Raw genomic sequence first — 12,284 nt, 5'->3', positions numbered from 1 at the left:
GCTTTAGATATTCCCTAATAAAAAAGCGGTTAATAACGCAATGTTATTAACCGCTTTTTTTGATCATTTAAGATCTGCCGTGTGGTGGCAAATTAATTAACTAATCGTAATTAACCCTTCAAACCTTGGCTAGCAAGGTATTCATCGTAGGTGCCTTGGAAATCAATCACTTTATGATCTTTGATTTCTACGACACGAGTCGCTAGCGATGATACAAATTCACGGTCATGGCTCACGAAGAGCAAGGTGCCATCAAACTCTTTAAGGGCGATATTCAGTGCTTCGATTGCTTCCATATCCATGTGGTTGGTTGGCTCATCCATGACCAAGACGTTAATGTCCATCATCATTAACTTACCAAACAATAAACGGTTTTTTTCGCCGCCTGAGCAAACTTTAGCTTTTTTGTTAATGTCATTTTCAGTAAATAACAAGCGCCCTAACATGCCACGAACCGTTAAATCGTTATGTTTCGGAGTGCGCCATTGGGACATCCAATCAAACAGGTTCAAGTCGCCTTCAAATTCATCGCTACTATCTTGCGGGCAATAACCGATGGTGGCGTTTTCAGACCATTTAATTACACCGCTGTTGGCTTTTAGATCATTGATTAAGCAACGTAAGAAGGTCGTTTTACCCACGCCATTTTCACCAATTACTGCCAGCTTGGCACCAGCTTCTAAAATAAAGCTACCGTCGTTAAACAGTGGATGATTATCAAAACCGTGGGATAGCTCTTCTAATATCAAAGCCTGGCGGTGTAATCGTTTGTCTTGTTTAAAGCTGATAGACGGAACTAAACGGCTTGAAGATTTAACTTCATCTAGCTTAATTTTATCCATCTTCTTGGCGCGAGAGCTGGCTTGCTTAGCTTTCGATGCATTAGCACCGAAGCGATTGACGAAGTCTTGTAGCTCGTCAATTTCAGCACTCTTTTTGGCATTTTCAGAAAGCAACTGATCACGAATTAAAGAAGATGCCGCCATAAAGTATTCGTAGTTACCGGGATAAATGCGTAACTCGCCGTAATCAATATCGGCCATGTGAGTGCAGACTGAGTTTAAGAAGTGACGATCGTGGGAAATAATGATCATCGTGCACTTGCGCTGGTTCAGTACGTTTTCTAACCAACTAATAGTATGGATATCCAGGTTGTTGGTTGGCTCATCGAGCAGCAAAATATCAGGGTTAGAAAACAGAGCTTGGGCTAACAGCACGCGTACTTTCCAACCGGGAGCGACTTGGCTCATTAGCCTAAAGTGATATTTTTCACTGATACCGGCTTCCAGCAAAATGTCGCCAGCGCGGCTTTCAGCGCTGTAGCCGTCCATTTCGGCAAACAAAACTTCAAGGTGCGCAACTTCCATGCCTTGTTCTTCGCTCATTTCTGGCAAAGAATAAATCCGATCACGCTCTTGCTTGACCTTCCACAGTTCAGTGTCACCCATGATTACCGCATCAATCACGCTGTATTCTTCAAACGCAAACTGATCCTGGCTTAACGTGCCTACCTTCTCGCCTGGAGTAATTGAGATGTTGCCCGAGGTTGGCTCTAGCTCACCACTGAGGATCTTCATGAAAGTCGACTTGCCACAGCCGTTGGCACCGATCAAACCATAGCGGTTGCCGTTACCAAATTTAGCTGAAATGTTTTCGAACAAAGGCTCAGCGCCAAACTGCATGGTGATATTTGCGGTAGAAATCAAAGGAGTTCCATGGAGGGAAATAAAACGTGAATGAACCAATAGCTAAAAAGCTGAAGATGTATAGCCAAAGTGATCGGAGATTCAGGTGGACGGCTAACGAGTGAACCCCAAGAGCTCACATTAGTAAGCGATTAGAGTCAACGAGAGCACAGCAGCTTCAAATACGACGGGCATAGGCGCGCGCAGTATAAATAGATGTAGAGCAAAAGTCGATTTTAAGAACAAGCTCAACCAAGGTTGTCGCTAGGTGGGGCTGTAGCAATAATGTCTTTAGTTGATTAAGACCGATCACCCGGTCTTAATCATTTAGAATAAGCACTACAACTATTTAGATAGCGCTTGCTGCTTGTCTAATATTTGCGGTTTATTAATGGTTCCTTTGCTGATGGGGTTGCTTGCTTCGCTACTCCAGCGCATCCAGCCACTACTATAAATACTGGCATTTTCAAATCCCATCGCGCGGGTGTACCACCATACTTCGGCAGCACGCCAGCCAGAACCACAGTAATAAGAAATATTCATTTCTTTTGAAATGTTGTTTTGATCCAAGAAATTTTGCAATGACGCTTGCCAGCGCATGGTTTGATCGGGATTACGGTAATTAGACATGTCCCAGCTGCCTTTTGGCCCTGAAGGCGCGTTTAAGGCACCTGGAATCCGACCTTTTTTATCAAAATAACCATAGCCACTGATTTCACCGTAGAACTCCGGTAAAGACCTTACGCTGACTAGTGCTGAGTTTGGCTGTTTACGCAGTTGCTTGGCTTGTTCGATATTGATAATCACCGTGCTATCGCCTTCGCCGGTTACGCCAAAGTTCTCAATTGACTGAGGTTGATTCCAACCTTTTTCTAGCGGCATTTCGAGTTTTTTCCAAGTATCAAAAGTGCCATTGAGAACCTTAACGTTTTCTACTCCGGCATATTGCATAATCGCACCGCCACGGGTTGAACCCATAGGATCGGAGCTATAAACAATTACTTCTGAATTTTTGTCGATGCCGATTTTTTCCAGCGCAGTACGAATCACTTCTACCGGGCGAGCCTCCCAAATCGGTGGCATTTCAAATTCAATGTCATCCCAGTAAATTGCACCGGGAATATGACTCTTTCGATAGTCTTTGCCTTTGCCACCGTCCCAGCCAATTTGAACAATCACTGCTTTGCCAATACGGCTTTCAATATAACTAGCCGGAACTAGCGTTTGAAATCCCTGCAACTTTTGTAGCTCGAAGTTTTTGCCCCACTGGCTAAATTCACCGGTGACTTCAAAAACTTGTTCAGCTGAAATGTTTTTTTCAGCAATTAATCGCTTGGCAACGGTTTCACGCTGCAAATCAGTTTCACCATAAACGGCAATTTTCTGGTCTTTTTTAACTTCCAGTCGAGCAATTGCTGCATCCAGATCCAGCTGCCAATTTATCCAACGTGCAGAAAGTAATTCAGCAGATGGTAAGTGGCCACTAGCAGCATCTTTGTTTTTTGTCCAGCCGTTGAATGCATCAGGACTGCGGCTATCAACCAGCAGATAGTCGCCAGATAAAGCTTGGCTTGGCTGAATTTTCGTAAGCTGATCTGACGCTGGTGCTTTTTCAGCGGTAGCAAAGCAACCGGCAAGCATTAAACTGGCTGCAAGCGCGCCAAAGCTACGGGAAAATTTAAATTTCATATTCACACTCCGATTTTCGACGTCCCTGTCTGAAAAATATTAAATAATGTTGATTGGGTAGTTTAGAGTGATGCGGGTTTGATAGCTGGTGCGCACGGAACCGGAAGTACCTGTTCCGCCATAATCTGGATCGCTATCTATGAAACGACTTTTCTGTGTCTGTTTGTTTCTAGAATGCTGCAAGCTAAGCTCTGCGCCGTTGCTGCCAAATTGCTGGCTGATTTTCAAGCCAAATTCGCGCTGACGGTGTAAGTACATATCCATGGTTTTTCTAAGTTGCTTGTGGAGATCATCGCCGTAAATTAGATAGCTATCGATAGATAAACCTTGCTGCAATTGGTCTAAGTTCGCGCCAAGATTCCACTTAATTGCTTTTTCTCCAGCATGATGGAATAGAGAGTTATCGTTATAACCGGCAACATAAAAACCACATGATTGGCATGATTGACCTTGCTGATTTCTCCAGCGAGTAGACATTTCCAAGTCTGATTTGTCATTGGTATAACTAAATGCCAAGCCACTGCGGAATTGGTTATAACTGCCGCCCATACGCAAACCAATATGATTATTTTCGTATTGGGTACCGCTATTTTCGATTTCTTTACGTTCACGATATTGAACGCCAGCTTCAATGCTCAATTGATTTGATAAGCGAGTTTGGAATTCTAATTGAGCCATTCGATAATATTTAATGCCTTTTTGCCGTGCAAAACTAGCTAACCCAGACAGTTGACCATTAGAAAAGTCAGCTTGTGCTACATAGATGGGTGCTTTTCTGACGATACCCACACCGGTTTCTAACTTTGCAAAGCTTTCATAGTTTTGATCATTCGATGCACTAGATCGAGATGCTTTAGTAAGGTCTAGTTTGAATAAATCGGTTTGATATTGTAAAGAGGTGGCTGCAAATATCAGTGGTGCAGTTTTAATATCACCTGAATTTAATAATTCTAAATCTAACGGCATGTAACCGTAGCGAATTTTGCTATTGCTATTTGGTGTTATTTCTAAAGCACCTGATATTCTTCCGAATGAATTTTTATTATTTTTTAATACATAAAGACTGTCATCACCATCAGGATCATCAAGGTTTAGATGCAATTTTCCAACCAGATAAGCGTTGCTTTCCAATGTTAAAAAAGGATTTATTTTTGCTTTTCCAAATAAATGAAATGCTTGCGCACGGTAGTGGCTGTACTTATTTGTGAAGCTAGCGTTAATATATGGTACGTCATCAGGGTGCTTTGAAATAAATGAGGAGTTAGAATCATTACGTTCTAAAACATCCATAGAAAAAGTCCGGCTTAACATATTCAAGCTATATTCTGGTGCTGCTTGTGCACTGCCACAGGCCAGTGCGATTAATGTTACGATATTAATTGCTTTCATGATGATGCTCTCCCTAGTTTAAATTTATTTTAATTTGATGTTGCTGTTGACCTAACTGAACTTGAATCTGCATATCAGACATTTGTAATTGTTGAGGGTCTAGTAATAAATACCCGGTAACCACTTGGCCTGGAGCTACTTCAGTGGCTTTTAATGCACTATTCCAACCGGCTGGAGGGATAAAGCCTGCCATAGTCCTTGCCGGATCAACTTTGCAATCTTTGCCAAATGCCGAGCTGGAAAATTGTTTCAAAACTTTTTCGGCTGAGTTGCCGTAAAGTTTCTGTAAGTCGATTTTTGACTCTATTTTTAAATCTTTTGTCGGGTCGAAAAGAAAGCTTTTGCTTCCATTGTTGCTAATCATTAAAACTAGTTTTGATGGTGTTTTTGCATATTGAGTTTCAGGTAAATAAACCGCTAAATCTGAAGATGGCAGTTGACTGATGTTTGCTACATAGCCAGGTATTTGTGTGTCTGGTTGCTGTAAATGCTCAAAAGTAACTTTTTTCGGTGTACTAATGCAGGCGGTCAATAAAAAGGCAGCCGCAGTGATACCCCAGAGATTTCTGGTGCCGGAATGATTCATGGTTTTTTCCGTAAAAAGCGAGTTATGAGAAATGTTGCAGATAGAAGTATCTGATGAAGGCGTTTTCAGATTAGTGTCGATCGGAATAAAGCGATTAACTAGAGAACGTTTAAATTCAAAGAGGGTATGGAGAAGATCTAACGAAGTTTTTTTAAAACGAACAGGTGCGTTGTCAGAATGTAGAGAGGCTACATTACTGGCTTTGCGGGGTAAGGTGTCGACACGCGACACGCCTTTATAGGCACTCATTGGCGCGCTCGCAACAGGTAAGACCTGTTTGCAGCGCTATCTAGAAAATTCATTTTTGAAATTCACTGATAGATAAATTGAAATTACTCGAGCAGTGTATCAAGCATGTTTTTTTCAACTAATGATGAAAGTCAAATATATTGAGCTATTCAGTTAAGAATTAAATTTAGGCAAGCAGTGCTCAGCAATGAATAGTGATTAATTCAATTGCTAGAAAATAATAGTGGTGACTGAAATTTTGATGATTGGATACAGATAAAGCGTATTGCAAAGGAGAGTAGGGTGGTTGCTTTGCTTTTTGTTGTATTGCCACGAATTTTGAAAAGTTGCTTCGAAGCTAAGTTACTTAGTAAGCCTCTTGTCGCCTGTCTGCCAGGCCAGGCGACATTTGAGGTAACTTCCCTGTCTCAATATTTCACTGAGCGCAATAAGAAGACTTTATACCTTTGGTAATACTTTAATTCCGGTACTGACCAAAGAGTTATCAATTACTCGGAAATCTTCTAGAGTCGCTTCATTAAAAACACGCTTTCTGGCACAGCCAACCAACATGTGAAAACGATCCAGTGCATTTTCAATAATGCTCAAAGATTCCATGTCCATTGCAGCACCGTCTACTACATTGACAACCACTGAACGGAAAGGACTTTCGCCAGGTTTAACACTACCCGCCATTGGATGGGTCATGATTTTCGCACCGGTATGAACCAAGTCACGAACCTTAACAAAGACCGCTTCATAGCTATCCATTTCTTCAATTGCGTAAGTGCTGGACCAGTTTTCAATGACCAGTCGGTTGTTGGTAACAATGGTAACTGCCATGAGCATCTCCAATAGAATTTGGTTTTACAAAAGCCGAATAGAATGTTTTCGGTCAGACCAAATCCTAAAAAATAACGAATAAATAATGACTAACAGTATCTGTGATTTTGACAGTTTTGCATTGATCTAAGCAGATTTTATAGTTAACTATTTTGAATGGTGGAGCGGTTGATGATTTGAATAATATTGGTGATTATCAGATTACTTATGGCAGCGGGAATTGATTTGCTGGTGCTTTTATTTCAGACATAAAAAAAGGAGCGCCGAAGCACTCCTCTTTTTGATAGCTAAACCGACTTAGAATACAGTCTGTTCAGAAATTTCTGTAACCAAAGATTGCAGAGATTTTTCTACCATGTTGTAACGTAACTTGTATTCGTCTTCCTTGCTTTGCTTCGGATCACCCAGTGGATGAGGGATAGCAATAGCAGGAACGATACGGTTCGCGCCAACAGTCAATGAGATTGGCACAACAGTTACGATGTGAACAATCGGCATTACTTTTTCAATTTCTTTCAGAATCGTTGCGCCGCAACGAGTACAAGTGCCTCAAGTGGAGGTCATGATGGCTGCAGAAACACCTGCATCCAGCATTCTTTGTGCGATTTCTGCGCCGTAAGCTTTAGAGCTTGAAGTTGCAGTACCGTTACCAACAGTTGAGTAGAACTTGTTATGTAACTCGCCCAGCTTGCCTTCTTTAACCATGTCACGCAGAACGTCAACAGGCAGAACGCGGTTTGGATCTTCGTTACATGCAACCGGATCGTAACCACCGTGTGCGGTTTCGTGATCAGCTTCGGTCAGCGTTGCGAAGTCGGAGATATCATACTCGCCGAACTTGGATGCTGAAGAAGACTCGATGCGATCAGGGTTGCCCTTAGGAACAACACCACCAGAAGTAACCAGAGCAATTTTAGCGTTAGCCAGGCTCTTGATTGCTGCAAATGGTTCAACACGGTCAAACGTAGGCATAGCGTATTCAGTTTCGAATTCCGCGCCTTCCAGCTTAGCGATCAGCATTTCTACTGCACGAGCTGCACCACGTTTTTCAGCGAACATGTTGATACGCAAGCCGCGAGGCATGTAGCCTTCTTCAGCTGGCATACCCAGTTTGCCGTCTTTCGCGATGAAAGATTCAACCAGCTTGATCATGGCAGGCAATGATTTACGCATGCCGCCAGCGCTGTTTGAAGTCTCAACCATGAAAGAGAAGTTTTTGAACAGGTCGTAACCTGGATTCTCTGGGTACATACCAGTGATGGTAGTAATACCTTTCTCTTTAGCGATTTCGCCAACACGGCCACAAGCCATGCCGTAACGACCAGCGTTGAAAGCAGGACCAGCAACGATCAGGTCAGGCTTAACAGCGTCGATAGTTTCAGAGATAAACTGCTCAGCTGCTTCTTCGTTCTCGTTGAACCAAGAGTCACCGCAAATGATAGTTTTAACAACTTCAGCCTTACCAGCCAGTGACTTATGCACTTGTGCTGAAGGACCAACTTGTCCGTCTACCAGCTCTGGCCCGATGTGAGCCATTTCCTCGCCACCCTTCTGACCGAAGAACTGGTTGAGGTAGTAAAGAATTTTAATACTCATATTCTACTCCTTAGCCCGCACGCGCAGTCAGAAAGTTATAACCCAGCTCGTTAGTAGCACCGGTGATTGCTTGAATTTCGGTTACGATTGAACCGTCTTCACGCAAACTTCCGTCAGTACCACCAGCAATCATATCGGCATACTTAGCATGACCGATGATCCGCTCCATAGGAGGCAGTTCAACAACCATATTCGCATTACCGTTAGAGATAACTGCGTCGCCTTTAGGAGTCGAGTCAGCCAGTGAAGGTGAATCGCCTTTAGGACCAGCATATTCGTCAGTAACTAGAACAGTCTGCAGACCTTTAGCGGTCAGCTTGTTACAGTTCATGACCAAGTCAGCGTCTGGGTTACCGAAGCCTTCTTCAGAAACGATAGCTGCATCCCAGCCCATCATTTCAGCTAACTTAGCTACGTAGTTTGAGCTACGTTCTTTGTCAGCCAGAGTAACGTTTTCATTAGTAATGATAACGCCCATGAAGTTGTACTTCGTACCGTGATGCTCATACAGCTCATGAATGATTGGGCTGTTCTGATGCACGATGGTAGGGTTTTTGTCACAAGCTGATACACAGTTACCGCTGATGATCGCGCCATCCATTACTTCGGTAGGGTAGATCAGAGTAGGCAGGATCTGTTTAACATCAACACCGTACAAGTACGTGTCGTGCATCAGGCCCTGGCTTTGCAGCATGTAAACGTAACCAATCTTAGGCAGCTCAGGGTATTGAGCAGCCTGCTCCAGCATAGGCAGAGTTTCATAAGATTTAACTTCGTCAGGCTTAGCCTCTAAAGCAATCTTGCCAATGAACTTGGCAGTCTCTAAACCTACTGAGCGCAGAATTTCTTCGTGAATGTATTGGTTACATTCTTCAGAAACTTCGCAAGTAACAACCAGGTTCTTAGTCTTAGAGAAAGGCGTGTATTCCGCGCCAGTTCCAGACATATCGATGATGCCTTCCTGGAAACCAACAACGTGACCACAAGTTACAACAGCCATACCTTTCAGTACGTTGGTGCGACCTTCGCCAACCATTGCTTCTTCACCAGATAAACGACCTGGGAAGATAGTACCTGGACCAGAAACCTTAACGCGAGGCTCGATTACGTCCTTAACAGGCATAATACGAGTGCTCTCGCCAGGTAAAGCGATGTCCAGCTTGATTTCAGTAATACGATCGTCGAGGGTGCGGATGAATGCCACCAGCTCCTCGTTGTTGATAACGACCTCATTGCCGTTCAGCTTGGTTTCGTTGCCGAAACTTAGCTTCTCGACTGAGATGTTTCCAATTTCAAGTTTCATTTCGTTCTCCAGAAGGAAACTTATTAAAAACAATGTGGAATCGGAGCCCGCGTCCGGCGGACCCCAATCCACCAGTTAGGCGATGAATTCTGCTTTTGTCAGGATAACTACTGATTTTTCACGATCTTCAGCGGCCATCATGACAACAGGTCCGGTACAACCCATTCCTGTCTTGGCAAAGATGCCTTCTTTCCAAAGTGCAACTTTTGCATCTTCGATATCGAGAATGTCGACACCTCCGATATCAGCGTCACAAACTTTTTCAGCAGGCTCTTTAACGTCTTCTTCGGTAGAAACAGGCTTGGCTTTAGGTGCAACACTTTCCAGTGCAGCTTCCAGACCTGCTTTCTTAGCTGCGGCCAGTTCGGCGCTATACAGCTTTAATACGTCTCTTTCCGCACAATCAGCGATCAGGCGCAGGGCTCCAGCAATCATTGGAGCGCCAGAAGCGCGAGAAATAATACCGACCAAGCGCTCAGCTTCTTCACCTAAACCTGGACCGTAACCGAAGCCTGTTGCTTCAAAGCTGCCGCCAGTGGTGTAAGAGCTGAAGATTTTCATCATCAGGTTGCCAGTCAGGCTATCGCAAACCATTACGTCTGGAGTGCCTTTCAGCAGGTCGTTGCCACGCATCAGAGCGCCACCGTCTGCACGGCTTGACTCGGTGAAGGTTGCATCCCAACCGCCGTCTTGCAGCTTCTTGACCACACGCTCTACTACTGAAGCAGAGTCGATGTTCAAGATGCCGATCGTTGGCTTAGCAATACCGGTGGCTTTCGCCAGAGCGATACCTGCGATGGCATTCTTAACCATTGCTGGAACACGAGCGGTGTCGCTGGTACCAGTAGTGGTTGCAATAATCATTTCGCGACCTTCGGCAGGTGTAATCACCTTACCGACTGTTGCTACACCCAGAGGGAAGCTATAGTGCACGGTCACACAACCCATGATTTCGCCGCTGTCTAACAGCTTTTCCATCACTTCGTGGGACTGGTGCAGATCCGTTGCTGGATGCTGCTCGAATTCGTCTTGTTCGATATCACTACCGATCAGAACAACTTCGATGTCTTTGTTACGAGCTGCCAAACGAGCTGCGCGCATCAATTCTTCAGGGCCATGCTCGCTACCGGTCAAGGTGAGACCGATCCGCTTACGACCCATTTGGCCGGTCAGCAGGCCAGAGGCCGAATCACTGAAAGCACCGGCCAGTGCTTTTTTAAGCTCTGACATGATTACTTCTCCAGAAGACGCTCAGCGACATCCTTCATGGCTTCAGCTACTAACTGACGCGCTTCGTCTTGATCGAAACCGGCAGATGCAGACTCGCCAGAGTTCTTCTCGATCAGAACTGAGATACCGTCAAACAGGTTGGTCATACGACCCAGGAACAATGAACCTTTACCAACAACCATAAAGTTGTTGATTTTTTCGCCCATGATCGCGTCACGACCGTGGCCTAAGTAAGGTGCGCCTGAAGGGATATGACCCTGAGTAGGAGCGAAACCAACGATGCCGTGATCGGCAACAAAGTTCATCAGTTCTTTACGCTCTAACTGACCTTGTTTAACTGCTAAAGCAGCAATCATCTTGTAGTTGGCTTCTGGAACATCACCGGCGCCAGCAGGCTTGGTGATTTCAGCGTTTTGCAGTTCAGCAGAGAAACGGTCAACACTAGTGATAGGGCGACCATGCTTAGCTAAAGGTGCGCTGATCAGAGCGTTCATTACTGCTTGAGGAGCAGAACCGGTACCGATGGTGTGACGACCTACGATATCGGTGTTAACGATTGGGCTTACGCCGTCGTTTTGACCAATGATGCAAGCGAAACCAGCCAGCATATCTTCTAATACAGGTACGTCTTTCTTAACGTGATCACGGCCGTTCAACGCCAGCTTGCCTACAGCACCGCCAGCAACAACCATAACCTTGTTAAATACGCCGGCTTTTACTAACGCAGCAGCGTGAATGATGGTGTGAGCAGGTGCCGCACAGAAGCCGCGGATGTCACAACCTGTTGCAGCGTCGCAACCTACTAATTCACCAATCGCTTTAGCGAAGTTACCGCCGCCACGTTGGTTGATGTCGCCACAAGCTTCTTCTGAACATTCGATGATGTAATCAACGTCGCTCAGATCTAAACCTTGTTGCTTAAGGTGTAGGGCTGCTAGAACACCTGAAGCTTTAACTGCCAGGTTTTCTAAAATGATGTGTGCAGACAGGTTTTCGTCTTGATCGTGTGCTTGCTTAACCACACCAACCAACTGACCTTCAAACATCAAAGGCTCAGCTTTATGTGTGTCAACCAAAGCTTGCATGCTCGCCTGGTCTTCTGCTTTAGCAGCGTCCAGAGTGAACAAGTCTTTCAGTACAGGGTGATTAGCAACTTCAACATTCGCTCTTTCGATGAAGTCAGCAGTTAAAGTCACCAGGTCGAAAGCATCGTTGTACTTAAGCAGTGCGTAGAATTCGATTTCCGGCATGATTTCGCCGAACTTACCGAAACGACTGACAGTAGCATCTTGGTTGTTGTACCAAGGCTGTGGAATTTCGGCCAACTGCTCAGGGGTGATGTTACCGATATAACATTGGTTTGCAGGATAGGCTGCAGAAATATCGAATGGGCGAACCGCCTTCTCCAAGTTGTCCAGGAATTCCTGGTCGCCAGCTGTACGAGCTGCAACTTGGTTAGAACCGAAGGGGATAAAGTCGGGGGTTTGCGCCAATACGTAACTGGCACCTGTTAGAACCGGAAAGTCCACGACTGCTACTCCGTTAAATTGATTTCAGAAATTGCTCGAAAAAAAAGCTGAATAAATAACATCAGTTATTTTTCGGTCAAACTCTGCAACTCAGGATTGCTAAATCTGTGATTATTTATTTTATTTCCGCCCGCCAGCAGTTTAAAAAACTGCTGGCCGCGGATTGAAAACCGGTTTATTAGCGAGAGCCAACAAACCTATTTTCA

The 12,284-nt window shown here is 44.5% G+C and carries 9 protein-coding genes; all 9 read right to left on the bottom strand.

Annotation, left to right across the window (positions count from 1 at the left end; translation table 11 throughout):
• Positions 1-110 precede the first annotated feature (110 nt).
• The 9 genes from DC094_RS02125 to grdC all read right to left on the bottom strand — a co-directional run bounded on the left by DC094_RS02125 (position 111) and on the right by grdC (position 12,078).
• The gene (locus DC094_RS02125; protein WP_116685434.1) at positions 111-1,706 is read right to left on the bottom strand and encodes an ABC-F family ATPase; all 1,596 of its coding nucleotides are present in this window, start codon (positions 1,704-1,706) and stop codon (positions 111-113) included.
• A gap of 324 nt (positions 1,707-2,030) precedes the next feature.
• Positions 2,031-3,374, bottom strand: coding sequence for a sulfurtransferase (locus DC094_RS02120; RefSeq protein ID WP_116685433.1), 1,344 nt, complete (start codon positions 3,372-3,374; stop codon positions 2,031-2,033).
• A 39-nt stretch (positions 3,375-3,413) separates the two neighbouring features.
• A complete protein-coding gene (locus DC094_RS02115; RefSeq protein ID WP_116685432.1) occupies positions 3,414-4,763 on the bottom strand; it encodes a hypothetical protein in 1,350 nt (449 codons plus the stop codon).
• A 13-nt stretch (positions 4,764-4,776) separates the two neighbouring features.
• Positions 4,777-5,598 (bottom strand): hypothetical protein, encoded by an 822-nt coding sequence (locus DC094_RS02110; protein ID WP_116685431.1) that lies wholly within the window; start codon positions 5,596-5,598, stop codon positions 4,777-4,779.
• Positions 5,599-6,036: 438 nt separating this feature from the next.
• Positions 6,037-6,420, bottom strand: a complete 384-nt coding sequence (locus DC094_RS02105; protein WP_116685430.1) for a GrdX family protein — start codon at positions 6,418-6,420, stop codon at positions 6,037-6,039.
• A 297-nt stretch (positions 6,421-6,717) separates the two neighbouring features.
• Positions 6,718-8,016: a glycine reductase complex selenoprotein B gene (gene grdB / locus DC094_RS02100; RefSeq protein ID WP_116685429.1), complete on the bottom strand. Its 1,299-nt coding sequence runs from the start codon at positions 8,014-8,016 to the stop codon at positions 6,718-6,720.
• A 10-nt stretch (positions 8,017-8,026) separates the two neighbouring features.
• On the bottom strand, positions 8,027-9,319 hold the full coding sequence (locus DC094_RS02095) for a glycine/sarcosine/betaine reductase component B subunit (RefSeq protein WP_116685428.1): 1,293 nt from the start codon (positions 9,317-9,319) through the stop codon (positions 8,027-8,029).
• Positions 9,320-9,394: 75 nt separating this feature from the next.
• A complete protein-coding gene (grdD, locus tag DC094_RS02090) occupies positions 9,395-10,549 on the bottom strand; it encodes a glycine/sarcosine/betaine reductase complex component C subunit alpha (RefSeq protein ID WP_116685427.1) in 1,155 nt (384 codons plus the stop codon).
• 2 nt (positions 10,550-10,551) lie between these two features.
• The gene (gene grdC, locus DC094_RS02085; protein ID WP_116685426.1) at positions 10,552-12,078 is read right to left on the bottom strand and encodes a glycine/sarcosine/betaine reductase complex component C subunit beta; all 1,527 of its coding nucleotides are present in this window, start codon (positions 12,076-12,078) and stop codon (positions 10,552-10,554) included.
• Positions 12,079-12,284 lie beyond the last annotated feature (206 nt).

Origin of the sequence: Pelagibaculum spongiae, assembly GCF_003097315.1 — a bacterium.
Lineage (GTDB): Bacteria > Pseudomonadota > Gammaproteobacteria > Enterobacterales > Pelagibaculaceae > Pelagibaculum > Pelagibaculum spongiae.
Note: the sequence above shows the minus strand (reverse complement) of the source record. Positions and strands in the feature narration are given on the sequence as shown.